Raw genomic sequence first — 26,729 nt, 5'->3', positions numbered from 1 at the left:
GACTGGATGTGGACGTACAATCACGACCGCCCGAACATGGCCCTGGGCGGATTTACACCAAAGCAACGGCTGGCCATGGCCGCTTAGTTTCTACTTCTGAGCCCCGTGGAAAACGGGGGGATTACCGTCCTCCGTATGCCCAATTATCGTTTACACATCGAAGGAGAGGCGACATCAGGCTAGTGTGACCACCTCGCTATAGAGCTTCCGCAGATGTCCGTCGGACATGTCTAGAATTGGCTCGTACATGAAGGAATTCAGGTGAATGTTCTCCGGGGTCATGAGAGCCACGCGCTGCAGGACTTCTATCGTCTTCAGCTCTGTACCGAACAGCTCCCGGAACTTCCTCAGCAGCCTTGGCGTCTGGTTTGCGTCAATACTAGCGACGAAGACAGGATCGTTGATTCGCTTGACCATGAAGCGCTCAGCGGCGAGCCGGATTGACATGGCGAGGACGATCTTGTTTTCGAAGTTGATCCCCTCGGCAGCCTTCAGGCAATTGCCGGCCTCGCGCCAAATTACGTCCATAACGGGCGTTGCGCCGCTGGCGGAGGCAACACTCCGTCCGAACAGTCGGTTGAAGATCTGATCCAGATCGGAAATAGTGATTTGATCAGAGCCTGCCTTCCAGTGAAGCAGCGAGGTTAGCTTGATGAAATCAGGGTCGGCGGCATCCTTTGTGTACTCAATGAGATTGCGCATGAAAGGGATGCAGGCGAGCTTTTTCTTGGGCTCGATGGCGAAGTTTGATTTCAAGTCGTTGACGAAAACATTCTGAATGCCAGCGGCCTGCTCAAGCACTAAGCCCGTTGCGGTCTTCGATGCCATGAAACAGTCCGGATACCGGACAAACCGACTCTGAATAGTCCGGTAGAAGTCGAAGTTGTGGGTGAGGATTATCTGCTTGAAGTTCGGATCTTCGGCAATGTCCATCAGGTACTGAATGATCGCGTACTTGTTCTTGTAGTCGAAGGAATCCGCAATGTCATCGACGATGATGAGCGTTTCCCGTTCTTCCTTTTTCCGGACCTGGATCTCGAAAAGGATGTTCAGCACGTAGAAGGCCTTCTTTTCCCCCGTGCTAAGAGCCTGCATCAGCGCATTGCGATCAACAGCCGCTTTATCGCCGGCATCCTCGAACGTAAAGCCGAGGCTTAGCATCGGTTCTTGACCGAGGATCACCGCCAGTCGGTTAGTTACCTCCAGTTTGAACGGTACAAAGAAGCGGTCGTTAAAGATGTCGATGACTTCTTCCCATTGTGTGCGTTCCTTTGCAGCCTGTTCCTCGATCTCTTTGCGTCTAGCCTGCGCGCCCTGGTACTTGCTAAGCAAATCCTCAAACTGCTCGAAGCGCGCCTTCAAGTAAGACTTCCAAATGTCCTTCTTGAAAGTGGGTATGTTGCCAAGTCGGACAAGCAACTCTTCATGGTTAAGCAAGTATGCTTCGAAGTCACGGACTGTGATGTTCTTCTTGATGAGCTTGTCGAGCTTCGCGAATCTATTCTTCAGTTCCTTATCATTGGAGATTGCATCTTTCTCCTTAGCGATAAGCTCTTCGAGTTCATGCTGGTTGGTTATTTCCAACTTGGTATCGGCGTTCAGGATGACGGAGTGCTTCGCATCAAAGAATCCATTGTCCGCCAGCTGCTTTGAGATTGTCGCTGCGTTGTAGTAGTTAAATGTCCCCTTTTTGAAGTAGGTCGATGCAGCCAACAGCTCGTTGTACTTCTTGATGTAGTCCTCAATTGCAGTTTTCGCTTCTTCCGTGCCAAGAAGCGCGAGCACCTTGTCGTCGAAGATTACATCGTATGCAACTGTTGCGAGTGGAGAGTCTGGCATTGCGACGACTTCGTCCTTGATGCAGTTAAGCGCAACATAGAACTTGTCATCACGTGCTGTGAAGGTAGTCGACAATTCCTTTTCGATGTCCTTCTTGGAACCCGACTGCTCCTTGAGCGCTTTCATTAGAGCCTCCTTTGCCACGTCGATTTCGGCATGGAGGACTTCGTACTCTTTGCGTAGCGCAGGGTTAACCAGTAGCGTCGAAGTCTTCGCGGAGTACCCAAGAATCTCGTCATACGGACGAACGACGAGCACGCTTTCCTTGGGTAGGTCTGCGCCGGACTCGTCTTTGACTTCGCGTTTGCACGCGCGCGCTGGGAAGATGCGATCCTTGGAAGCGGCACCTTCCGCCACATCCTGGAAAGTCTGTGCAAGTGAAGACTTCATAGAGCCATTCGGCGCATAGATTGCACAGGCTTTGGCCTTGGAAAAGTCGAAATTGGCTTGAAGCTTCTTTATCCCGTAGCAGTTTTCCAGGTCAATGCTCACTGTTTTCATGTCCGGCTCCCTCCGTCCGAAATTTTGCTGAGCATTACGGTGCTGGCTTGCTGCGCTGCGATATCGAGCAACGGCAAGCCCGAGCACTGAATAAAGTTGGCAACGCGATCAAGCAGCGCTGCTTCTGTCCAACGCAGAGGTCCCCGCAGCGAGCATTCCCAGATGATAAGCACGCGCCAGCCGTTCGACTGCAGCGCTTCGACAGCCTTGCGGTCGCGAGCCGCGTTTGCGGACAACTTGGCCTTCCAGAAATCCTGGCGGGTAGCGGGAAGCTTAGATAAGAGGCAGCCGTGCGCGTGCCAAAAGCATCCGTGAATGAATACGACGGTGCGGTACTTTCGAAATACGAGATCTGGTCGACCCGGAAGCAAGTGGTCATGCAGATGGTAGCGAAGCCCTAGGGCATGTAAGCCTCGGCGAATCAGCATCTCAGGCTTAGTATTCTTGCCCTTGATGCGACTCATGTTGAGTTTGCGCTGTTCGGGCGTTAACACGTCCACCATTCACACCCCTGCTCCCCCGTCTGCCACGATAGTACGCAGGCAATTCCTCAGCTCTTCGCCAGACATGCCTGGTCGCAGTGTCACCGCGCCGAAGCGGAACTTCTCGCGATATTCTGGATGAAAGAGCCTGCCGGGCACCGGTGTAGTCTTGAAGTCCGACTGCAGCCCTAACGGAACGTATGGCGTCAGCAGATAAGCTGCGGTAACTATGCCTTCGATCTCACCACTCGCCACCTCTCTCACAAGCGCGTCCCGGTAGGTGTGGATTGAATTCAGTGCATCGTTGAGGCCGTCATTTATTCGGTACTTCGCATCGAGCACGATGACACGCCGCTCCGGCCCGCCCAGTCCCCTACCCGCCAGCACGACATCCGGAATCATCGTCCGGCTGAAGCTACCCTCGTGGCTACCTTCAACCCAATATTCGCGGTATTGCCGCTGGAAGCACAGAGCGCGGTCGCCGCCAATCGGCACGCTGATAGCTCCAGCCGCAATTGTGATGCCGCCGCCGGCCTGTTCCAGGAACAGGTTACTGAGGTCCACGTCTTTGGTGCCGTATTCTTCGGTGGCGGCCCGCAAAAGGCGCAGAAAACACCACAGCTCATACAGCTCGTAGGTTCGGGCCAGAGGCATTTGCAGGAAATCGCCAAAGAGGGCGGCGAGGCCGAGATTCATATCCTGCCAAAGCCGGTAAAAGCGCTGGTAGACCGGATCGTTACGGAATAGCGAGGACATACGCAGCAGCGCTGACCCTTCGCCGACTTCGGTCATGAAACCGATGGTTGAAACGTCGTTGAGCTGACGCGCGATGCGCCGAGCCCGTTTGGCCCAGCTTCCAGCCATAGTGATAGTCTCGGGATCGCCCTTGGCGTCGGCCTTGGCCAGTAGCTCGGCAATGCCAGCCAGCCACGCGGCCCACGATCGCAGGGAGGCTTTGATCTGACGATGCTCGGGAATGTCCACGCTGTTCCGTCGCTGCCTAAGTGTGATCTGCGCCGGCAGACAACCTTTGAGCGCTGCCGGCAAGCGTGACGGCGTCACTGTCTCGGTTCGGATTGACCCCGACCGAAAGGATTTGAGGATTTCTGGGCCGGTCGCCCGTGTAGCGCGATGCGCTGGTACCGTTACGTGTTGGGAGCGCAAATAGTGTCGCGGCGCGCGGGCAATTGCTTCGACCGAGGCAACGATTGCGTCGGCTCGTGACCGCAGAAATTCCAGGCGGGCTAAAGGAGGTGGGCGATTGCCCCGCTGGCGCGCGATTCCTTTACGAAATGCGCTCAGCGAGAAGAGGGCAAACGTGTCTTCCAGGACTTCTCGCACCATCGCGTCGAAGTCATCGCGCGTGAGCTTGCGCAGGTCCGGATCGGTCGTCACTTCGAAGCTATGCGTCCCGATGCCCGGCACGCGAAGCACAGCCTCGACAACGCCGGCATGAAAACCAGGCTGCCAGCGCCAGCGGGCGTTGCGCGGCTCGCGCGAGCGCAGCGCCTCCACGGGGATATCGTCGATCAGCAGGTCTGCGTCCAGCGCATTTTCGCTGTCGCGCAGCTCAAAGAGGTAGGACGCGCCCTCCCGTACCGCCCCGGGCGGCACCACATCCGGTACAGGCCAGACCCGCCACGCCGGTCCACCGCCCTCCGCCTGGATGTAGAGCGTCGTCACGTTTTACCGCATCGCCTGGAAGGAGCCGAAATCGTCAAGATCGCCCAGCAGCCTCTGCACGAAGGCCCGTGCGCGAGGCAGACCGTCACACGCCTTGTCGAGACCAGTCAGCAGCGTGCGCTGCCGTTCGGTACCGCGGAGCTTGACCAGCACCTTCTGCACGAGCAGCTGGTCGGTCACATCGTTGGCGAGGCTCTTGAGGTGCACCGCATCGAAGCCGTGATAGCGCACGAATTCTTCGATGAGGCGGTAGCCAAAGCCGAGGCCGTACTGCTGCATCAGTCCATGGATTTCGGTGAGCTTCGCTTCAGATGCCGCGCGCGCATCCTTTAACTCCGGATGGCGCGCTTCGAGCGATGCGAGGAATCCCGGGACATCGACTGTGGACATGTCGATCACCGACGCGCGGTCGAGGACTTTATCGCTGACGGGGTTTGTCGTTTCATCGACGTTGATCGTGCCGATGATGAATAGATTCGCAGGCAGCGGCAGCTCGGCACGGATGCTCGCACCCGTTGTGCCTTCAAGCGGCACACTATTCGAGTGAAGCTGCAGCCTCCCCTCAGTCTCCATGCAGGACAGCACATCGGACAGGTAGTACTCCACGCGCGCCAAATTCATTTCATCGAGAATGACGAAGACCGGCGACTCGCGGTGCGCGGTTGCGACCAGCACCGCTTCAAGGAAGGTCGGCACCACGTAGCGGTTGGTGAGCACATCAAAATAGCCGGTGAGTCCGGTCGGATCCGTCCATTCCGGCCGCACCGGACACTCGAAGATCAGCGGATCTTCATCTGCGTTTGAGGTCAGGCCATGCACCGCCCTGGCGTACTTCAGCGCCAGCTGTGTCTTGCCCGTGCCAGAGATACCGGACAGTATCACGAAGTGCTTGTGTGGCAGGAAGTTCAGCGCCGCATGGAAGCGCCGCACTTCGCCGTTCGGATAGTGACCACCGAGAGCTTTCACCGCATCCTCGATGTCGGCGACAGGAATGGTCGCAGGCAAGCGGCGCATCGACGGGCTAAGCGTGGTGGTGTCGGTCCAGACCGGCACCTCGTGAATCTTCTGCGAGCCGACGAGGCTACCAAGCCAGCCAATGAATTCGCGTGCCAGCAGGCTGCGCCTGGCTGAGGCGGTGGGCGGGTAGAGCGCCACGACGATCTCGTCAGGCTCGGTCGCCGGACCGAACGGCGACATATCGAAGGCGAGGCTGTCCCAGAACTTCGCATTGCGAAGCCAGAGGCGCCCGTCGCGGGCGAGGTAGATCGGGACAAGGTTGTTGCGGGAGCTGTACTTAATGGTGGCGCCAGGCACTTCGGATGCATCCTCGTCAGCGCCATCAGACAACAAATCGGCCGGGTCGGAACCCGCAGCTTTCGCGGCGGCGCCGAGCTTCTTCATTTCGGCCAGCCGCGCAAGGAAGTTGGACTTATCCTTGCGTACGAGGACCGCGAAGTAGACCTCGTCCTCGGGCGGAAAGCGCATGACGCAAGCGAAGATCAGTGCCTCGGTGTCTTCCTTGACGTTGTCGAGATTGACGACGCCGAGTTGTATTCCGCCTTCGACGATCTTGGCGCTGTTTGATACGCCGAACAGCTCACGTGGACGAACTGCTTTCGAGGTCTGGAAATGCTTCTGCGCAGCCTCAATAAACCGCTGCTGCCGCTCGACGAGGTTCATCCGTCGTCTCCCTTTCTGATTGTTTAAGCGTCTTCATCATGTGCGTCGCGACCGCCTTGGCCAGCAGCGGCGGGACAGCATTCCCGATCTGCCGGAAGGCTGGGTTCATTGTCCCGCAGAAGAGGAAGCCGTCAGGGAACGAGTGAAGGCGGGCGGCTTCGCGCACGGAAATCGTACGGGCCTGCCTGCTATCGTAGTGAATATGGCTGTAGCTGTCCTTGCCGAGGTGCGCCATGAGCGTGCGTGCGGGCTGATCGCTCCACATCTTGCGCCACTTGTTCGGGAATTTGCCCACGTCGTAAGGCGGCACGATCGTGGCCTTGATCTCCTCGTACTGCTTCGATCCGGGCTTAACCTTGACTCCCTGTTTGGCGAGGAGTGCAAGGCGCTGCTTGAACATTTCCATCGCGTGCTCATAGGCCTGCGGATACTGGTCGCCCGGGTTCATGCGCGCGAACACTGGATAGTCGCGCGGTAAATAGCGGATGACATGATCGGTCAGCGCCGCGGGTGCTTCGAAGCCCGGCCAAGTCCGCATCAGCCTCGCATAGGACGTGTGCGGCTGCTTGTCATAGGGCATCGGATTATCGAAGCGACGCGCGCCACGCCGCAGGGCACCGCTCTTGAGCAGCTTACGTGCGTCGATCGCTGGCAGGTCACCAAGGGCATCCTCGGCCGTGACGGCTGGCGGCAACGAGCGAGCCGCCTTAGGCGCATGGACGTAGTGGTGCGCGTCGTCGGTGATCGCGCTATCCAGGAATTTGAGCGCGACCGAGCGCGTGCCTTCATAGCCTGGCGGCAGGTCGATGAAGTGCGTCGGTTCCGGGAACGTGACTGCGTCGGCAATCTCGCGCCGGTAGGCGATCAGGATCATGCGCTCGCGCATCTGTGGTACGCCGTAAAAAGCTGCATTGAGCAACGTGTAGCGACAGATATAGCCCTTGCTTTCTAGAACTTCGGCGATCTCTTCCGCAATGTTCTGGCCGCCGTGGTTCAGCACGTCGGGGACGTTCTCGACCAGGACAGCCAACGGCGCGAAGGCTTCTACGTAGCGAAGGTAATCGATATAGAGCTGAGCGCGCGGGTCGTGCTTGAATGCTTCAGCGTGATTGTCTACCTCGCGCAGCTTGGGTCGGCCGACGCGGGCGAAGGCTTGGCATGGCGGGCCGCCGACGAGTACATCGAAGGCCTCAGCCGTCGGGCCTGCTCGCAGGTCTTTCGCGAGCTGATCTGGGCTGGTCTTCGTGATATCGCGGGCTTGTGAGTGCGCCGCATCACCACCGTGAAAGTTGCGGCCATGGGAGGCTGCTGCCTCCGGATCGAACTCAACGGCGCCCGCGATACCAAAGCCGGCAGCCGAGAACCCTAGAGAGATCCCGCCGCAGCCGGCGAACAGATCAAGCACTCGGGGCTTGCCGCCCGCCTGAAGGCGGGCGATCTTTTGGCGAATGGACTGTGCGGTCTTGCTCACAGGGCGGCACCTGATCGGACTGGTTGGCTGGTCATTGGGCGGGATTTCTTGAGGTTCTGCATGGTGCCGCCTTCACTGTTGGCGGGGAAAAAGCGGGTGCTGAGCCTCGACATACTTTTCGACGGCGTCGCGGACAACCCAGGCAACGGACACTTTTTTCTCTTCGGCGATGCGCTCAATCTCCGTATAGAGATCGCTGGGGAAAGTCACGGATGCGCGAGTAGCTTCCTTTAACGCAGGGGATCGTTTTGCTGTGACTGACATAGATTTCGCCCCAAGCCGAAAGATGCACCATTTTACACCACCATGCACCACTCCGCCACGCTGCAGGTCTTGGTAATCCCCTGGCTCGACTGCTTGAAGCTCATAGGCGCCAACCTCTTCGACGGATGGGATACCAGTAATAGACCGTCCAGTATCCCGTCGACGACAGCCCAGTGTGCTTCGATGTGACAGTGGCAAGAAGTTCTGTAGTAAGGCGATGGTAGACGGCACACTTACTTGCAGCCAGATCGCCTCAAAGCAGTGCGGACCGTATGCTTCAAGTAGCCGACTTCGCGCGCTATCTCCGCAACACCTCTTCCTCTTTGATGAAGGGCGCGAATCGTATTTAATGCAGAGTCTTTGATTAGTGGTTCCCCTGTTACTGGGCTGACTTGTGCTTCCCGGCTCTGCGCCTCTACTAAAGAGCGAAGGTCCTTCAACGTCTTCGACACTGCTTGCCGGCTGACTCCAAGCGCCGTGGCGATGGCTCCCTGCGGCAGCCCCTTCTTCCAGAGATCGAAAATCGACTCTTTCAATGATCCGTGTCGGGACTTCGTGGAGCGGACGCGCACGAGTCCGGAATGCACCGCGTCGTAGGCTGTCTTCCGTATCTCCTGCTCATCCCCGCCGTGAGGTGTGGGGAAGCTGAGCCAGAGCTGGGACCGAGCCCCGCGTTCCAGCGACGCAAGCTCTCTATGAAATGCTTCCTTGTAATACAGATCCGCGCGGTAACGGGATTCGCTATCACTTGGGTTGTGCTCGGCGCAAAAGCGATTACTAGTTCGCGCAACGCGCGCAGGTACAGGCCATGGCCAGCCAAGCTCCTGTAGTGCCTTTGCGCGCGCAGACAATCTCCAGCAAAGCTCACAGAAAGTCTCTGATGGCCTTTGTTGCCGTTCATCAGCTACCGAGCCAAAGTCCACGTGGAGCCCCCGTCGAGGCCGCAGGCAGCGTACGACATCGAGGATGCGCCGGACCGTATCCAGTGAACCGCAAATACGTTTTGATACGCTGCTCGGGACTTCACCAGCCCTTGTTCTTTCATCGACGCCCCTAACGACTTGTCTGAAGTTCTCATCCCAGACGGCGAGCCGCGCTACGTGCCAATCGACCTTTGCATTCCATTTGGGTTGGGGTGCGCCCTTCAGCACAGGTGTCCCGCTGGGAAGCACACTCACCGTTCTGACTGGAGACCAAGCTTCAGCTCTGCTTGACGAGTCTGGTGCCGCAAGTGGATTTCCTGGCTTTTTGCCAGACGGATGCCAAGGGTGATTGATCGGACCTTCCCCGAGCAAATCTGAAAGACGGTCCGGCAGAAGTCTCCGCAAGTCAGGCCAACGACCAACCAATTTCAGAGTGCGCTCGAAAGGTTCGTCGAGATGACGCCGGAAAAGACCTCGGATCGAATATCGCCTTGACGTCAGGCTGTGGGAAGGCGAAAGCGCCTCGCGGAATGCACTAACGGCAAGTGCCAGCTGGGGGTCACATCCCTTGAGGGGAGTGAGCAGCCCAGCACGCATGGCGAACTTCTCCCCGCGCGTGGCCATCCGACTGTCAACCTATTTGTTCCGAAGATTTTCCTATCCTAGGTGTTCATATCCGTAGCCTGCAATCACTCCTCCACATGGACTGATAGCAATGACAACCGAAGAGCTACTTATCAGTACGCACGGCCCATGCATGACACTTGCAGCGGTGGCAAAGGTGTTCTGTCGAAGCGAGGCTGGACTGAGGGTATCCCTCGGTCGGGACTCGGAGTTCTCACAGAGGCTGCGTCGCGCGCGCGTTCGCTACGGGCGGCGAGTCCTGTTCAGGACGATCGATGTATCCCGGCTTCTTAGTGAGCAAGCAGTTTGATGAGCACGGCCACTGCGTCGAGCGACTGGCTAGGTAAGCGCAATGAGTGACATTGTCGTTCTGCGACGCCGCCACAGGCGCCACTTCACCACACTGGACAACGACCTCATCCGGGATTCCCGCCTGAGCTGGAAAGCTACTGGCCTGCTCGTCTACCTCCTTTCCCTCTCGGATACCTACAAGCTGCACATATCGAGGCTGTCAACGCAGAAGCTCGACGGCCGCGACGCCACGATGTCCGCCATCCGTGAGTTGCAGCGCGCCGGGTACGTGACCATTGAGCAGTCCAGGGGATCGGAAGGAAGGTTTGGAACCACCATATGGACCATCGATGACAGCGCCTTCAACACAGCTGGTGACACTACCCTTCCACCGTCAACGGGAAACCCGGTCACGGGTGAACCCCGCACGGTTGAGCCGGATCCGGGGATCCCGACCCTAAGAAATACCAATACAGAAAGAACATCTTTAAGAACTACTACTAGTACTGACGCGAGCAATCCGGAGGGACCGGTCATTTATCCCAGGTCGCTGACAAGTGAAGAGCGTTGTGCGATCTGGGATGTGCTTCACGACCTGGATCCAATGGATGCACAGGCAGTCGTAGACGAACTTGCGGGAGCGATGGCTATCCCCGGTCGCATCACCGGATCCCCTATCGAGTACGCCAGTGGCATCGCCAGAAAGGCCCGGGCTGGCGAGTTTGTCCCTCGCCTCGGCGTTCGCGTAGCCGGAGAAAGGGCATCATCTGCAGCGAGAGAGGCCGCGAGGCTAGCGGACCTGCGCAGGCGTGGTGAGAGGAGGGCTCCTACTGAGCATACCCGGGCGCTTCTGAGGGAAACCGCGGCGCTGCTCCGCATCTCAGCCCCAGGCATCACTGCAGACTAGTGGCGAGGCGCTGAGCTAGGAAGTGATTGGGTGACACCTACCGCATGCGGGAGTACACAGCATCTGCATAGTGGAACATAAAGGGGTGTACGACACTCCGCGCAGATAGGCCGCGCAGATGGCGCTATGAAGCCAATCGGGTTGTCGTACAGGGTTCGCCGACTGTACGACAGTTTGTACGACAGCCAAGAGGTCTTGAAGGCGGCATGGCTGGAGCTTCCCTCGCTTGAAATTTGCAGACTTCGCAAAAAAGTTGGCCGTACCGATGCTTCAGCGCCGGTCGAAATTTGCGGACTCCGCAAAAACGAGGGGCGACACATGCCTACCGATCAGGCACCAATCGTCATCGATGAGTAGGCAAAGGAAGTGTTCTGAAGGCTCATCACCCGACCAGTTGGCACTGGGTTCTGCCTCGGCGAGTAATCACTCGCCAAAGTGGATACGGCTCTTCTTGGCTTCATTTAGAGCCCTTCAAGCACAAGTGAGGGGTTGAGCCGGCTAGTGCGGAGTCAGGCGCGCTGCTCCGCTCTGTTTATGAGGGCTAAGCCATGGCACCGTACCGGCCTAGCGGATCTTTTTCGCATACCGTTTGCGAACGTACCGATTGATGTAGCTATTTAGGCCTTGGCCGATCTTCGCGAGACGTTGCAGTTCGGCGAGATTGTCCTGCCCGGCGCTCTGGTTGGTGTAGAGATAAACAGATCCGTCGTTGAACTGAACCGTGATTGAGCCGACGCCCAATTCGTAAGCCATCACGTTCGAGTCGCGGCCGAGGTTCAAATAGCGCTCCATGTCGTGCTCCTGTGGCTGGGCCCCTGATTATGGTTAGTCCGCGGGCCTCGATCATTGGTTGGATCAGTCGTTCGCGATTCGCTACTGGGTGCCCACATTTCGGACCACACAGCTGATAGTGGAACATAAAGGGGTGTGCCACGCTTCACACATATCTTCCTATCAAACAGCGTCATGACGCCAATCAAGCTGTGCCACAAATAAGAGGGGCTGTAGCACGGTCTGTGCTACGACCTAGAAGTGGATAGCGAGCGATCCCTGCGGCGAAATTTGCGGACTCCGCAAAAAAGGCGGCTCAGTGATTCGCATCCTCGCGCTTCACCGATGGCGCCAGCGCTCAAGGCTTGCCACCGCTTTCGTGACGCGGGTCGACTAGTTCCTGCAGGGTAATTTCGCCCTCGATGTAACTGCGAGCGCGTGCTTCGGTCGCCTCGGTGGGCTTGAAGCCTGAGAGACCTACGTTGGCGCGAGCACCATGGATGCTCTTCTGTCGGCGGGCGCGCGCTTCAGGGGTGATGTTGGTAGGTAACCTGTCCACGAAAATCTCCTATGCAAACGTGACAAGTGCGGGAGGAATGATGTGGCAACGAGCGCACCGACCCTGTGTGCCAGTTAGCCAATAGCGGGTTGCGGCCTGGGGTCAATGAAGAAGTCGACGTGGATGGCGCCATAGGCCAACTCGGCGCCATTTTCGTTCTGAGTAAGTACGCCGGCGCCGACGAGCACGCGGACGTCGCCGCAGACGGCCCACGGGTTACGGCCCACCAGCCGGGCTACCTGGCGAATGCTCAGCGTTCCCTTGCCTGCCATAGACTCGAGTATGCGGACGCGGCTCTCGGTAAGGAGCCTTGCCAACTCGCCGGCCTCCTTGAAGACCACGTAATCACATTGTCTTTCGCCGTTGGACGCAGCAATGAAGCGTGCTCGCGAGGCGCTACGGGGAGACACGGTCATGGTGAGGACACGGTCGAACACGATGATTTCCTCATTGTTTCGTGGCGTCAGCAACTGCCATCCGGAAGTCTAGTGCTACGCGACTCATGATCCCGATCACGAGAGTGAGGGTGCTGCTAAACGCCAACCACCTGCCCACCTTCGCCACATCATTTGACCAGCTTTGCCAGCGAAATTGACCACCGCCCGCGACCACACTGCGATCATCGAAATCGCTTTGCCTATTCCTGCCGCGGAGCCTGATCGCTTTGCCTATTCCTGCCGCGGAGCCTGACCACCACCCGCGGAACCGGCAAAGCTCGTCAGCGGTGCGAGTCGACTGGCCGCTCTGGGCCAGGAGCGGGCAGCCAAAACCCAATTTAAACCGCACCGAGAAGCGACATCGGCTTGAATGAATTGTTGGCGCTAAGGCTGCGCGGATGTGCCGACAATAACTTGCTCGGATATAAAGCGCAGGAGAGGTACCTCGCTGAGAAGCGCGCGTTCATCCTTGAAGGGAGTGTAGCGTTGCTTGTCTCCATCCTTGCTGTGAACGAGTGCGTTTCTAGTGGCGTAAATTCTACGAGCTAATTGTTTTATCAGCGTTTGCTGGTCGCGAGACGTCAAATCGACAGTCGGAGCTTTCGAAAACGGCACCTCGGTCGACCTGTAGTACTCCAGGAGCGTGGGTGAGTACTCATTTATCTTGCTCGTTAGTTCTGCAGTGTCAACGTGCTTTGCAAGCGTCAGTCGAAGAGCCTCTGATTCGCTGAACGTAATTGTTTCGCTCCTTATTTGGAGAGAGCGCTTGATCTGATCAATTAAAGATACTAGGTCTTTCTTTCGACGGTATGAAAACGCGGGATGAGTCATCAGCGTTTTGATCTTTTCAACCAACTCATCGTTGAAAATAGACTCGAAGAAGTGCTCCAGGACATGGTAGTAAGACAAAAACTGAACAGATGGGCTATCTGTTGAAACCGCCAAGACATAGTGCGCGACCAGATCTTCGTTATACGTTCTACGCGGTGGGTCAAGCTCTTCGATTCTTGATCGGCGCATGCGGTTGATTCTGCCGCGGCTTGAAATTTCCTCAAGGAATCGAACCGGAACGAGCGCAATGTCGAGATTGAAAGCGATATGGAACAGGAATGACGATCCAAGGATCTGGAAGCGCCTAGGGGTCGTTTTTGTTCGTGACCGAATCTTGAGCGTGAGAAACCGGTGTACAGAGAGTGTTCTCAAAGCTTGAAATGGATTGGCCGACTCCATCTCTGAGCGGAGACGTTCTAGCCGCATGTTCGACATGAAACTGAAACCAAGATCGCGCATTTCTCTCTGAGTTTGAACAGTCGAAAGCAGCCAAGCGAGATAGGCGTCTGAGGCTGGCGAAAGCTCGTACTCCAATCCATCATCTTGCTCTGTCACACAAAGACGATCTTCCCGGAAGCGCCGGAAATGAGAAGGCGACTCTTCCTGCACCAAGATCTCGTAGCTTGTATCAGAGATAAGTGCAGTTTCGTCAGCTATCGAGTAATGAGCCAGCTCCCCCAATGTGGCTCCCAGAGCGTCCTCGGCTGAAGACATTGACAATCCGAGCCGAGAATGGCTGAGCACATAGCTACCGTCTTCGGCAACATCAAATGTCGCACTGAGCGCCCAGGCGATTCTTCTGGCGAGCTCTGTTTCAGTGATGGATAGCTGCACACTGTCTCCTTAGCGCTAACTATTGAATGTACGGATTCATGGGTCCGGTTATACATGCGCGTACTGCTGACGCCAACGGTGTCGCAACGCTTAGCGACGAACTGAAATTGAGATCCTTGGCGCGGCCATGGATGCTACCTCGATGGTGTGATTCAGGCAGTAGATCCCCCAGTGAACAAATGGTCCAGGAAACTCCGTCGATGCAAAGGTCACCTTCGCCAGGTAATCGAGATAGACGGACTTCGTATATCGAACGAAAAGTCGCCCCTCACCCTCTGACTCCATGGGCTCCGGTATGTGAAAGCTCTCGTTCTGGACTGCATAACCGATGTAGCTCTCCCAAACGATCTCAAAAATGCGGCATCCAGGCTCGTGGAGAATAGGTTTCGTCTCAGAGAATGGCCCTGCGGGCAAACCCGTAGCTTCGCTCCACCCTGTTGCCTGATTGGGTAGGCAGTCGCTCGTGGCCTCCAGGATGACAAGGCGAAGGCAATTGTCTTCGGGCTCGGAAATCGAGCCGAGATAGAGGTACCTGGCAGACCGAATGGCTTCTATCTGTGCGTCCACTTCAATCAACTTGCCAACTCCTTGATCCTGACCAGGACATCTGCATGGGTCGCTGCCTGACATTTCTCCGGCTATCAGACCAAACGATAACAGTCCCCGGCCTACTTCTTCCTCAAAGAGTCGAGGCGCCCCACCAGATCTTCGGCTCGAAGGTGCGTATAGCGCTTCAACATCTGCATAGATTTGTGGCCGCTAATGGCAGCCACCTCCTGATCGCTGAGCCCGCCCTCAACCAGCCTGCTGACTGCCTCGTGGCGTAGGTCATGGAATCTGAGGTCTCTGACGCCCAGCTCGGCCTTAATGCCAAGCCAAGCCTTGTTGAAGTTATATGGCCTACGCCTTCCGTCCCTGCCCGGCTCTCCAAAGAACACCAAGTCGGTGTCCTTGGGTCGAACTGGATTCGCAACAGCCGAGGCCAAAACCTCCGTAGCATGGCGCGTCAGAGGTACCGTGCGAGCACTGTCATTTTTGGTCTTGCTTAGCCGCACAATTCTGCGCTGCAGATCAACCTGCCCCTTCGTCAGGCCGGTGATCTCAGAAGATCTCATCCCCGTCTCCAGTGCTAAATCGAATATCCACCGAAGCATTGGATTCGAGTGAGTCGCGACTGCCTTGCGCAGACGCCGCTCCTCGTCCTTTGATAGACGGCGATCACGGCCCTCGCCAACACTAGGCTTTCGGATATTGGCTACGGGATTCTGCACGAGGCCAATTCGCCACTCTCGGATAGCCGTAGTGAACAAGTGACTAGCCAAAGCGAGCTCCAAGCGAACGGTGTTCGGCTTCTTACCCTCGCCAATTCGATGGTCCCGGTAACGAGCGACCAGGTCCGCGTTAACTGCAGCCAATGAGTACCTGCCGAAGAACAGACGCAGCGAGACGGCCTTGAGTCGTTCGGCACGCTGCGTCGATTCTTTCTTTGTCGGCGTGACTTCGGCGAGATAGCGATCCAATGCGACTCCGAAGGTCATTCGCTCTGACGGAGCTCGCTCAATGAAGACGCCACGAACCATTTCGTCTTCGGTGCGTCGTGCCCAGTCTTCAGCGTCGCGCTTGGTGCGAAACGTCTTCGCTGACGTTGGCCACCCTTGCTTTCGAATGACCGCTTTCCAGGTGCCTGAAGGAGTCTTTACGAGGGTCGCCATAGGTCGGCCGCGTTTCGGAGGTGTACCGAAACTGTACCTCGGACCAAGGGACTTTCAAGTGGTCACTGTGCACTTACCCATTTCTTGGCCGCGCTGTTGACCCATATATTGGCCGCATATCACTTTGCGTCAACACTTTCGCCTCGTCGCTTTGGCCAAGTTCGGGGATTTGAGGGCTAGACTTGGCGCTCTCGGACTTGGAGCTCGCGCGATGGCCACCCCACTTGAAACGTGCCGCGACAGACTACTCTCGACGATCAATAGAATCGTCTCCGAAAGCGGAAATCCATCGGATTTTGACGCTGAAGCATGGACTGATAGATGGCTCGCTGAACGAGTCCCGGCGTTAGGTATCACGCCAATGGACTTTATCCATGAAGGGCACGACTGCGAAGTACTAATCGATCTCTTGCTAAAAATGCAATCGAGCAGTTTTAGTTAGTTCGATCACCAATCGCCTTGGGTCAATACGCGACGATTGACGACGTAGTGATCGCCGGCACCGCATCCTTGGCTCAGCGCCGACAAAGACTCTAAGGCTGGCTCCGCAACTAAGCGACCCCAAGCTCCAGGCACATCAAAGTAGATCCTTCGTCGGGGCTGAACGTCGAAGAGGATCGACCGGGACTAGAGCTACGCGCAAAAGCTATCGCCAGTTTTAACGGATTGGCTAAGCGGAAAATTTGGCACAGGTTTCATGCAACTTCTACCGAACCAATGGCATCAACTAAGCTGGCCTTAGCCAATACCTGAGTGAACGGCAGACTTTCTTTGAGAGTTGCTTTCGCTTTTCGTTAAAGCTGAATATGCACATCTCAAAGAATACGCAGATAGAGACGGCCAACCAGTACTGCCAGCTGCCTACCGTCCAGCTACGAAGATGCCAGAGTAGAACGGCGATCGACGAAAGAAAGCTAAACCAGGAGACCCAGGTTAGCGCGGTCGAAGCAGTTAGCTGATTCGAGAGGCGTGGGAAGCCCTTCAAGTCTATGCGCCAAAGCGTCCCCAGGCCGCGCACCTCCTTAATTCCGCGGATAGGACCCGCCAATCTGAATTCCGCCCGCTTTACAGATAGCGCCCTAAATCCCAGCTCCAAGATCACACCTGCGCCCGGAGGCCAGTGATCCACCTTTAGGGCAACTACATGCTTGCTACCAACGCGCAGAGCTTGGCCTCGCGACTGAGGGACAAGATCGACACCCTTGCTCACTAGGTCGTCTGTGACAAGTGCAGTCCGGCAGGAAATGATCTCTCCGCCAAAAAGATCGATAAATAGGGGCTTTTCGGCGAAAAAATCTTCACCGGCAATGTCCTCGCTACCGCCATTCCACAGGAAGATCTGCGCCGAGGAAAGCCTGGATTCTTCGGTGCAGCCCTCACCAAGCGCTTCGCTGGAAGCTGACTGCGTATGGGATTCTAAGGAGAGCCACTTCGGAGTGATGCCCGTCAACCACCTTACCATGCGAGGATTGAAGGGGCTCTTCTGGCCTTCCTTCCAAACGACATAGTGAATTCGCTTGCCCGACTTGCCACGAGGACGCGAACCAACCAATCCCTTCAACAAGGCGGGGAGCGCCACTGCTGAGAGTTTCCCAACAACTTCCAAACCAACTTCAAGACCGTCCATACAGCCTCGTTTCCTTGTTCGCGATCGAGCGAATTGCCACCGGAACCACACTGTCCAATCCCCTGGTCCAATAAACAAATTTGTCCTGTATCCCGCCTGCAGAAAACCATGCGGCAACGGCTTGGATGCCGTATTTTTTTGCAGCATCAATAGGTGATCCGAACGTTTTCGTATAGACGAGATAGTCCGACCAACCGACTTGTGGATACCCGTCAAGAACTAGCGGCACATCGATTGATAAGTGCAAAAGTGCATCTTCTTCCTCGTAGTCCTCACCGGCGTGCAATTTGCCGGCTTGCTGCAGCCTATCTCGCACTTTCTGATCAACATTCATCGCACCAACCCTGGTCGTTTCAAGGACGACGATGCCGTCGGCAAGGAGGGCAAGCTCGACGTCCATTACATCAATTTCGCCGGATAGAACGATGATCCTCATGATCGCCATCAAGACCCCTTAATGATTACCTCGCCGCACTTCGCGACTTAAGCCGGATGGTTCGGTGGGCCCATCGTGCGCGACCCATGGACGGCTCTATCCCCGATCCCTGGTCGCGCGAGGCTATGTAAGGTCCACCCATGCGTGATAACCCAACCAACATGCGGCGTCTTGTATCACCTTACGGCAAGGACTCCTGGGCAAAACGCTCAACATCGGCAATCATCGAGGCCACATCGCCAACCGTAAAGTCACCAGCATTCCCATGAGCGGCGCTGTTTCTAATCGCTGCCAACGCAGTTATTCGCTTCTGTATGAGGCTGTTGTACTGGCCGTCCTTCGCTAGATCCGCGTTCATTTTATCTAGCTTGCCGTGTGGAAGACCTTTGGAATCGCACAACGTGCGCAACGTTGTCTCCAAGACCACACCTGCGACCACAGCCGCAGCGGATATGTAGCCGGACTTGTGAAGTTCTCTCGCTTGATCCAATTCAGAGTCTGCAATCTCGGCTTGAACCAAGTTGCGAATAGACACCAGATAACCACCTTCAAAGTCCTCACGTGCGGCCATGAAAACAGCACGAAGTCTCTTAACGTTTTCATAGTTACCAAAGTAAGCGCTTGGCTCTTCAGCAGCAATGAATGATTTGTAGTGTTCAGATTCTCGCCCGCATGCATTGCCGATTAGACTTCGCGACTTAACACACCAATTGAGAAATAGCTCAGGGTCGACTTGCTCGTACCTACCGGAATATTCGCTCTGCTTTACCTGCATGGTTTTAGCCAAGGTCGACAATTGATCAGAGAGCTCTTCAAATCGCTTGAGGATGAGCTTCACCACGTGCCACGTCTCCTTCCAAGGTCAAATAACTGGTTGAGCAATCATTGGACATTCTCATGATTTGTCCAGCGAGTCCCGAGCTTCCAATGCAACGCCCTTCCTCACTGGGGCATATCGTTTCCGCTTCTGGGCAGCAATCAGACGCGCTGCCCTTTTATAGGCGCCACGAAGGCCAATCAGCCGCAAATATTGAGTGGCTTTGGCTCACTGAACCTAACGCACTTCCTTGATTTTCCAAACCCGCATTAGCTCTCGTGCGCACTCGCCGGCATCAACATCGGCCTCGCTTATTAGATCAATGAGCTTAAGCCGCACAGTCTCAAAGGTTGGTGGCAAGCAATCGGACACAATCGCGATCAGCTCAACCTTCAACACCAGGAGAATGGCGCGTCCATGCTTTGAAGCGAGCATTGGAAGAACGATGGCTCGGGCACATTCGTCTGCCTTAGCACGAAAGACACCTAGCGATAGAACCTGACCGCCCCACTTTTCCAAGATGTCAAGTAAATTCGGAGCGGACGGACTGCTCAGAATACGATCGCGAAGATCCATGAGCGTCGACGCTTTCTGTTCTTGAGAGAGGCGATCAAGAACGGCGAACCAACGCTTGCGCATCTGTGAATCCTTACCCTCCAAAAGTTCGGTAGTTTCCGATCCAAGGGCCTCGCGCAAAGTTGATGAACCAGCTGAGATCACATCGTCTAGAGGCAAGCTCTGAACAATCGATACCAGCGGACCGCCCTCCGTAATACTGGATTGCCACGATGCACGGTCTACTCTGGACATAAGCCGCAAGGCGGCATCCTTGGTCCTTTCACGAAGATCGTCTTCTTGATGGAGATCTTCCAACATTTGAAAAAGGGCATCCGAAGGCGCCTGCGACTTAAGGAGTTCCAAGAAACCGTTAACTTCACTAATCTGTCGAAGAAACAATCCGCGCTTGGCGTGTGGCAAGTTGTCGAGATATAGATCGAGACGCTCTAAAACATCTGCCACCTCGAACGACGGAAGTCGTCGGTCTTCCACCCGCCGGCCAAGCACTGCTTGCATCGCCAGGCTGGACACTGCGCTCGCTTGAGCGATCTTGAGCAGGTTTGCGTACGAACGCTCTTCAGGAAGTGCGAAGCTTTCCAGAGCCACGTCAACCGCTTCAGAGAAATCCTCAGCACGCCCGCGCCTGGCTGTCCACCATTCTGGCGGAAGTTGTTGAAGTGTTTTCGGAGCTGTCAGCATAAGTAACGCGAGGCATCGCGCCGCCAAGACGACTCCAAAAGGTTCCTTAAATTGGTTCACCGCATCTTGCAAACGTTGAGAAAGACGCCCTGCGGTTGCCGTCTGACGTAGGGCCTCTTTTGCTCCTTCAGAGCCTCGTCCGCGCAAGAAGCCCAGATTGCCGAGACCCGCCGCTATACCCTGATGGTTTGGTGTCGAGGAAATGACAAGTTGGACCACCTGGACGCAATAGTTTGTCCAATCAATCCCAAGTTTGGTCGCGGTAATGGCTTTGAACCGCCGCTCGGTAATCTCGTGTCCCAGACTACCATTCTGTGCCTCCTGGAACAGCGAGTTGTCGAACCCTGATAGTCCTTGCACCGTTGTTAGACGAGAGAGCACCCGAGGATTGCGTTCGAGAAATACCGCGACGTTTGTGAACGCCGGAAGGTTTCCTGGAACATAAATTTCAGAGATCTGCTCGATGGATGCTGAAAATCGCTCGTCGACGCGAGACCAGAAAGACGTGAAGAATTGGATGAATTGCCTGTCGCTTGCCCTCGTCTGATCTATCGAGCGAAGAATACGTTCAATCTCGGACAGCATTCGAACCCATTCATGCTCGGAACAGTGCTCAAACAGTTCGCAAAGCTCCTGTGCTTCAACAGCGTCGCCAACGTTGTTCCAGCGATTTGATGTTGTGATGGCGAGTTTGAGAAGCTTCCAGACCTCTTTATTGACAGACGATGGTTGCGGCATTTTTGCCAGGAGCCCAACCAGCTTCAGTGAGCTTTCAACGGCCATCATTTCATTCTTTCGGAAATCTTGAGCGATCCTCGTCACAACCTCGTTGAATCCAAGTGACTCGGACATCTCCAAGAATTTTTCCGCTTCACGTTCTTCGATGGCCTTTCGGAGCGGAGTATCCAAGAGAACCTCATAAGCTTCGCTTGGCGAGACGCCGTAATGTATTGCAGCTATCGCGCGCTGCCAGTCGTGGTCGAAGATCTCAATCGTCGCCAATGGCGTCGTCGTCGCAGAGAGAATGTTTTCTTCGATCTCTGACCGGAAAACACAATAGTATGCAACTGATGCAAACGTGATTGACTCAGAGCGCCACTGGAGCCAGTAGGTTGCGATGAGATTGACGATCGAGTTCAGTTTGCGCGGCGTGACTGCAGTCGAGCGCGGTCGGAACCAGTTGTCCAGGAATCGGCCCGTCGCATAGATCCAATCAGGGTCAATCGAGTCACCAAAAGCCTGCACCATCCGCTTCTTTAGGTACGCCTTCCACGTGGTGAGCACCGGCCTAGGTAGGTGAAACACGATATCAAAGGTCTTCTCCATGAACGCCGCAGCCAAAGGATTAGCTGCGTCGTCACCAGCGGGGAAAAGCCGATGTATTGCTTGCTTGTCTACAGGCAGAAGAACTGTGGGCGGCACAAAGGCTGATTGCCTGTTCCTCTCTGGTGGCCCAGAGAAGAAGCTACGAATCGTAGCCCACATAGCAAATGCTTCGTCATCAGGTAGCCGGTCGAAATTGTCGACGACAAGAATTAGCCGGGTGTTTCGCGGAATGGTCTTGCAAAGCACATCTCCAAAGACCTGTTGAAATTCAATTGTTGAAGGTTCTAGGTCCTTGATGATGCGACTTTTGCTGGTCGCAATCTGGCGATTTAGAAGAATGGCCAGAATCGACTGGCCTTCGTACCTGGATTTGTGCTGTGTCCAGTTCACCCAGCGGAAAAACGCTGGATTGAATGGATTCCAGGTTGGCCTCCACGCCAGATACGTACCCAGCGCGAGGAGCAACGGAAGGACTATCAGGAATGCGCCAACACCCAGCGCCACCAATTGCCACGGATGACCTGAGAAAGCCTTTTCCCACGAATGAAGGACCAAGCTTAGGCCTGGTCCAACCAGAAGTAGCGAGATCAGGAGCAGCCACCCCATTCTCGAAAAGACCGGGGTGTTTGTAACGGTAGAATCAACGATTCGACCGTTCAACTGGTCGAGTCTGACCTTCCAATCAGCGTAAGAAGTAAGGTTGTTCTCTTCTAGATAGTGGACGAGGGCTTCGAGGAATGCTCGCTTCGGCGGGTCACTCTGGTGAAGCCACGCGTCATAACTCATAACCAGGAAGCGCTTCGGATCTTTTTCACGAAGTGTCTTTCTAATGAGATTGACGACCGTCGATTTACCGCTTCCCCAGGCACCCAACAAGCCAACAACTTTTAGTTTTGGGTTGTCTTCAATCGCTGAGGCAATGGCATGTGAAAGGCGACTATGAGCTCCTATCTCGTCGTCAGTAGAGGCGTCATCTTCAATGAATTGAATTTTAGCTGCTGAGGTGTCTGCCATGATGCCCCCTGAGGCGTCGTCGGTCACCGACCTTCGTATGCTGTCTCGTTCTATATTTCTTCAGCCTACGCCAACCCTATCGCCGTCTTGCAAGCGTTGAAAGGCGTCGAAATGCCGGGGAAGATCCCAACGAAGGATCCACATGAACTATGCGATCTAAACCAAATGAGAGATCGAAAGGGACAACGGATCCGTCTTGATTGCCGATCGAGTCGTCAAGAAGGAGGAGCAGCGCCGCCGCCTTATCGCGACTGTCGATCAGGGCAAGTGCGGCGCTACTGTCATCGGTCCTTCCAAAACCAAAATCGTGTAGAGACCAGCATTCAAACGGTACGATAAATGGCCTAACCGAGTGTACCGCCTCGACAAAGGCCTCCGTTGATGTCGCGGGGAGGGTGGCGAAGCCAGCTGCAACCCCCGAAGTTACCAACGACCGTTCTTTCGGCCAAACTTCATCAAGGAAGCGACCAACAGTTCTCCGGAAGTGCAACATCGTGTCTTCATACCCGGACTTTTCCGGGTTTGCCAGCGACCACGCAAAATATTGACCGACGATCCGAGCAGCATGTCCGCGTAGCTCCCCCTCGGCGGCGCGCAGGGTCTGCTGAATCAGCGGAGCTTTGACGGACGGCTGATGACCGAGGCCAAACGCCATAAGGCAGTCAAAAACGACAACTCCAAGCAGTGAGCTGCGAGTGCGTCTTCCCAATTGAGGATCAAGGATTCGGCGCGGCACTTGGTTGCCCAGCAGTTTGATCATTTCGGGCGGAATCCACTGCCTCGACAACGCTCTCCAGAGCGCAAGCGACGCGCCATCCTCAGCCAAGAGCGGTTCGACAAGATGCACTTTTACCCATGACTCGTCCGCAGCAAGGAAATAGCCCAGCGATTCGATCATTCGATGGCGGCCAATTAAGCCTGACTTGCCCGTATCAGCCACGATCAGACTTCTGATCACCTCTAGTGAACTGCCCTTGTTGAAAGGATGCGGTCTATCGTTTAGCGACGGGCACATGCGCAGAAAGACGCCGGCGAGTTTGCCGCTCGGCGTATTCAGTGTGTCAAGGTCCTCGTGATCGCCATCAGACTCCGCTCCACCCGCGGCGTTTAGATCAATAGAGCTCACGGATGCACCAGGTTTGTTGGTGCGCTCGACGGCTAAGGGCCAGAGCCGCATCCACGCTTCGATCATCAATGGATCTCGTGCTAGCCAATCCTCCCAGGCGGAAACCCACTGCGTCAGTCCGTCAATGGACAGACGCAACGACGCATCGTCCATTCCCACAATCACCCGCAGGAAATTCATCGCATCCACAAGATCGATGCCCTCACCTTGTGGAGGCCGATACATCCAACCAACTGTCTCCATGAGAGTCGGATACTTGTCAGCTGACGCGGGTTCTGCCGCCACTGCCCTGGCAATCTCCAAGATATTAACGGGCTGCTGCAACCAACTTCTCGCCTGCTCAGCTGGATCGTCCCGCCAGCTTCTCGGTGTGGACGAGAGCGCTGTATTCAGCGCATGTAACCTTGCATGGCCAAGCAGAGCGCTGAAAGAGGCATCGGTGGGTACGGCGGCGACATCGAACGCCTTCGATTCTGGGAAGTCTTCGTCGACGGCCATCTCGCGATATTCCGGAAAGGCCTCAAGACGCACTTTCAACCACTTAGCGGTTTCGTTGTCATCCAGTCCTCCGGCAACGGCAATACGCATGACTTCTCGAGTCGCCCATCGCGCCGTAGTCACCTTCACAACTTCTTTGTCTGCGCTCTTTGGCCAGAGGGCCCTGGCCGGACCTCGTTTCATGCGTGCAAGCAATTTTCCCCTGCCGTCCCTTGTCAGGTCACTGAAACGGTTCGCGCGGAGCTGGGCGATCTCTGGGAACAAGTCCGTGCGCCAGAATTCAACGTCACTCAAGCCGATTATTTTTTGTACGACTTCTTCGGATGAGGCAAACCTTGGATCGCTGCCAAATGATGCCCACATTCGAACAAACACCGGATCTAGTTTGGAGTACCAAGCACGAACTTTGTTAGTCGCCTGACTCTCATCAATCTGACTGAGACGCTGCGTTACCGCGTGAAGAAGCTTGACCGAAGGTGCGATTCCGGTGTGGTAGGCGTCGACATCAGTCTCGTCATTCGCATCGGCGCGACGCTTATATGCAACGGAGGCCAGTTGCCCAAGCTTCCAGAAACCGCTGCCTTTCTCCCATCCGGCCTGACGGCCAAGTTCGAGGCCTTCGTTGACGGCTCCCTCCAGGGATGAAGCTAGGCTGTTTAGAAATCCGACGTCATCAACTAGGCCAAGATGAAACGTCGCAAGGCCCTGGAGATCAGCACTGTCCAGGGATGCTCGCAAGAGTTGAGAAACGAAGCGGGGTTTGGAGCGCGACTTAGGGCCTCCAAATGGCTTGGCCCTTTCAACTTTGAGAACTGGCCGCACCAAATCCGTTATAGCTTTTACGAGCGCATACGAACGATCGCCCTGCTCAATTCTTCGCCCAATTCGGTGTGCCTCCAACGAAGCATCTTGGCGACCTGCAGCCTGCTGGGAGCCCAACTGCATCAGCCTCCATGCCGATGCCCACGGCTCTTGATATTCAGCATGTTCAATCAACCATTCGATCGCGGAGCGTTTCACACGGTCCGAGTGCAATCCGTCCATTGCCCAGTTCAGAGTCCCTTGTTGCATCATACGTCCCTCAAGGAACGTGATGGCACAACGAAACGCTTCCCTATCCTTGTCGCTAAAGGTGCTCCAGAAGCTATTCATCGATCATCTCTGCCGTCACGCTCAACGCAAATGGCCCTAATAGAGTCAAGCCAACTCCAGTCAGCGCCACACTTCGAAATCAATCCTGAGATGCGAACTCTTTCGGCCGGGCTTCCACGGCGGACTAGGTGATCAAAGAGGTCTTGATCGGCCTCCGTGGCATTGGGCCTTGTTGAGTTGACTATGCGCCTGAGCTCGGCATCCGCGTGACGCGAGTCTCCTAAATTTGCCGACAATGCGGACCAGCGATTTAGAAGTTTTAGCAATGCTATGTGCCCATCCTTTGAATCATATGGGACTGGCGTTATTCCTCGACCATTCCAGTCCTCTACTGCTATCGGGTCGGCCGTCTTAACTCCAACGAAGGTGAAACGCTCTTTCAGATCGTCGAACCTTGAACCGTCGGCAGCGATTGCGTGAAGCAAGTACCGCATGGGCGGATCGTCTGCGCTGTACCCGACCAGCACTAGGTGATAGAGACGCGCAGCGTCATAGATCAAGTCTGGAATGGACCTTCGATGTAGATAGAATTCACCGAAGTCTTGATCTGTAACGATCATGTCGGAGAACTTCTTCGGGTTTGCGTCTAGCACGCCATGTATGTGCATCACCCCACTGAAATCTGGCCTCCGCGATGGCCGAGGAATCGCACCCATTGCATAAGTGGTGAGAAAGGAGCGAGAGGTTCGCGGCGCCGCCTGCTGAAGCAGAACGTCAAAATTGGTGGTGACGATTGCCGATGCGCCACCTCGATCGGCTAGGCGCATGAGTGCTCTGTGGATGGGAGCGTGCTTGGTTCTTGGGCTCCGCAATATCTCTGCAATCGCGGATCGCACTTTGCTTTCTTTACTTGGCTCGTCATCGAGCCGTCGCTCTAACATGCCCAGAGCGACGTCGTAATCTCGCCTTTTGAAACGCCTTACTTCGGCAATTTGGCGATTTGTCAGACCGGAAATGTCACCCTCCTCTTCATCAGGGCTAGACGTAACAACGGCATGGATTGCCGAATCGAGCTTTTCGTACACATCTATGACTAAACGGCGAAAATCTGGCAATCCGGCGGGCAACGACACTCCTGCCCCGGCGACAAACAGAACCTCCCCGCGCGCGTGAGCCAACAGCAACCGCTCCGGAATACTCGGCATATCCGGTCCAAGGGAGATCATTCTTTCTTTGGGTATTGTCGCTGTCGTACCTGACTTGGCTTTCACTACGCATCCCTGGCAAACGAGTCCGGACCTAGCGGCACCCTTGTTTCACTCCCGGAGCGCCTGTTGGCAAACGCACTAGACCAACTCCAGAAATTAGTCATCGGCAATGATCCAGCTAAGGAGACAAAAAGCAATCCGCCAATGGACAGAGAGAACTCACTCCTCTTTGGTTGGTCGATGAAGGCAGTTGCTGAAATGGGAGCGCAAGGCCAGCGCGATCTTCGGGTCGAACATTTCAAAGATGTTCGCTATGCGGTGCAGAACAAGGCAATCGCCGACGAAATCGCGCTGGGAAAGGAGCTTTTAGGTCGAACAAGCTTAGCTGGAGAGCTCCCTAGGGCAGCGGGAAATCCCTCCATACGCAGGGGTCGTCCCTTTGTTCGCAAACCCACGCGGGACGCTGGCCCCGAGCCTAGGAAATAGCGTGGCCACTCAATTCTTCCCTCTGCCACCCCA

The 26,729-nt window shown here is 55.6% G+C and carries 18 protein-coding genes and 1 pseudogene; 2 read left to right on the top strand and 17 right to left on the bottom strand.

The features are described from left to right. Window positions 1-87, top strand: a pseudogene (locus JHD67_RS14270) (IS3 family transposase); the annotation flags it as partial. An 87-nt stretch (window positions 88-174) separates the two neighbouring features. On the opposite strand, the gene JHD67_RS14265 reads toward JHD67_RS14270, so the two are convergent. The 6 genes from JHD67_RS14265 to JHD67_RS14240 all read right to left on the bottom strand — a co-directional run bounded on the left by JHD67_RS14265 (window position 175) and on the right by JHD67_RS14240 (window position 7,920). Then, window positions 175-2,340 carry a phage infection protein gene (locus JHD67_RS14265; RefSeq protein WP_199099898.1) on the bottom strand — a complete coding sequence of 722 codons (2,166 nt, stop codon included), beginning with the start codon at window positions 2,338-2,340 and terminating at the stop codon, window positions 175-177. Continuing rightward, on the bottom strand, window positions 2,337-2,843 hold the full coding sequence (locus JHD67_RS14260; RefSeq protein ID WP_199099897.1) for a very short patch repair endonuclease: 507 nt from the start codon (window positions 2,841-2,843) through the stop codon (window positions 2,337-2,339). The genes JHD67_RS14265 and JHD67_RS14260 overlap by 4 nt, the downstream gene beginning before the upstream one ends. Beyond that, window positions 2,844-4,505 carry a DUF2357 domain-containing protein gene (locus JHD67_RS14255; protein WP_343214374.1) on the bottom strand — a complete coding sequence of 554 codons (1,662 nt, stop codon included), beginning with the start codon at window positions 4,503-4,505 and terminating at the stop codon, window positions 2,844-2,846. A gap of 3 nt (window positions 4,506-4,508) precedes the next feature. Beyond that, window positions 4,509-6,185 carry a hypothetical protein gene (locus JHD67_RS14250; protein ID WP_199099896.1) on the bottom strand — a complete coding sequence of 559 codons (1,677 nt, stop codon included), beginning with the start codon at window positions 6,183-6,185 and terminating at the stop codon, window positions 4,509-4,511. Further along, window positions 6,151-7,656: a DNA cytosine methyltransferase gene (locus JHD67_RS14245; RefSeq protein WP_199099895.1), complete on the bottom strand. Its 1,506-nt coding sequence runs from the start codon at window positions 7,654-7,656 to the stop codon at window positions 6,151-6,153. The genes JHD67_RS14250 and JHD67_RS14245 overlap by 35 nt, the downstream gene beginning before the upstream one ends. 72 nt (window positions 7,657-7,728) lie before the next feature. Next, entirely contained in the window at window positions 7,729-7,920 is a 192-nt protein-coding gene (locus JHD67_RS14240; protein ID WP_199099894.1) for a ribbon-helix-helix protein, CopG family, read from the bottom strand. Window positions 7,921-9,819: 1,899 nt separating this feature from the next. Between JHD67_RS14240 and JHD67_RS14235 the strand changes: the two genes are divergently transcribed. Further along, window positions 9,820-10,665 (top strand): hypothetical protein, encoded by an 846-nt coding sequence (locus JHD67_RS14235; protein WP_199099893.1) that lies wholly within the window; start codon window positions 9,820-9,822, stop codon window positions 10,663-10,665. A 564-nt stretch (window positions 10,666-11,229) separates the two neighbouring features. Here the strand turns inward: JHD67_RS14235 and JHD67_RS14230 are convergent. The 11 genes from JHD67_RS14230 to JHD67_RS22920 all read right to left on the bottom strand — a co-directional run bounded on the left by JHD67_RS14230 (window position 11,230) and on the right by JHD67_RS22920 (window position 26,273). Next, window positions 11,230-11,457, bottom strand: coding sequence for a hypothetical protein (locus tag JHD67_RS14230; protein WP_199099892.1), 228 nt, complete (start codon window positions 11,455-11,457; stop codon window positions 11,230-11,232). A gap of 337 nt (window positions 11,458-11,794) precedes the next feature. Then, complete coding sequence (locus JHD67_RS22370; protein ID WP_343214373.1) at window positions 11,795-11,995, bottom strand: antitoxin VbhA family protein; 201 nt, start codon at window positions 11,993-11,995, stop codon at window positions 11,795-11,797. A 74-nt stretch (window positions 11,996-12,069) separates the two neighbouring features. After that, the gene (locus JHD67_RS14220; protein ID WP_199099891.1) at window positions 12,070-12,432 is read right to left on the bottom strand and encodes a hypothetical protein; all 363 of its coding nucleotides are present in this window, start codon (window positions 12,430-12,432) and stop codon (window positions 12,070-12,072) included. A 384-nt stretch (window positions 12,433-12,816) separates the two neighbouring features. Beyond that, entirely contained in the window at window positions 12,817-14,097 is a 1,281-nt protein-coding gene (locus tag JHD67_RS14215) for a hypothetical protein (protein ID WP_199099890.1), read from the bottom strand. Between the two features lie 668 nt (window positions 14,098-14,765). Then, window positions 14,766-15,809 (bottom strand): site-specific integrase, encoded by a 1,044-nt coding sequence (locus JHD67_RS14210; protein ID WP_199099889.1) that lies wholly within the window; start codon window positions 15,807-15,809, stop codon window positions 14,766-14,768. Window positions 15,810-16,536: 727 nt separating this feature from the next. Beyond that, window positions 16,537-17,436 (bottom strand): hypothetical protein, encoded by a 900-nt coding sequence (locus JHD67_RS14205; protein ID WP_199099888.1) that lies wholly within the window; start codon window positions 17,434-17,436, stop codon window positions 16,537-16,539. Continuing rightward, window positions 17,423-17,872, bottom strand: a complete 450-nt coding sequence (locus JHD67_RS14200; RefSeq protein WP_199099887.1) for a hypothetical protein — start codon at window positions 17,870-17,872, stop codon at window positions 17,423-17,425. Before JHD67_RS14200 ends, JHD67_RS14205 begins: the two co-directional genes overlap by 14 nt. Window positions 17,873-18,053: 181 nt before the next feature. Next, a complete protein-coding gene (locus JHD67_RS14195) occupies window positions 18,054-18,713 on the bottom strand; it encodes a hypothetical protein (RefSeq protein ID WP_199099886.1) in 660 nt (219 codons plus the stop codon). 213 nt (window positions 18,714-18,926) lie between these two features. After that, entirely contained in the window at window positions 18,927-22,313 is a 3,387-nt protein-coding gene (locus JHD67_RS14190) for a P-loop NTPase fold protein (RefSeq protein WP_199099885.1), read from the bottom strand. Between the two features lie 49 nt (window positions 22,314-22,362). Beyond that, a complete protein-coding gene (locus JHD67_RS14185) occupies window positions 22,363-25,062 on the bottom strand; it encodes a hypothetical protein (protein WP_199099884.1) in 2,700 nt (899 codons plus the stop codon). Further along, on the bottom strand, window positions 25,059-26,273 hold the full coding sequence (locus JHD67_RS22920) for an SIR2 family protein (RefSeq protein ID WP_199099883.1): 1,215 nt from the start codon (window positions 26,271-26,273) through the stop codon (window positions 25,059-25,061). Before JHD67_RS22920 ends, JHD67_RS14185 begins: the two co-directional genes overlap by 4 nt. Between the last annotated feature and the right edge of the window lie 456 nt (window positions 26,274-26,729).

Source organism: Dyella sp. ASV21 (genome assembly GCF_016428975.1).
In the GTDB taxonomy this organism is placed as follows: Bacteria; Pseudomonadota; Gammaproteobacteria; order Xanthomonadales; family Rhodanobacteraceae; genus Dyella.
The sequence above is the reverse complement of the archived record's forward strand: the minus strand, read 5'-3'. Positions and strand labels throughout refer to the sequence as shown.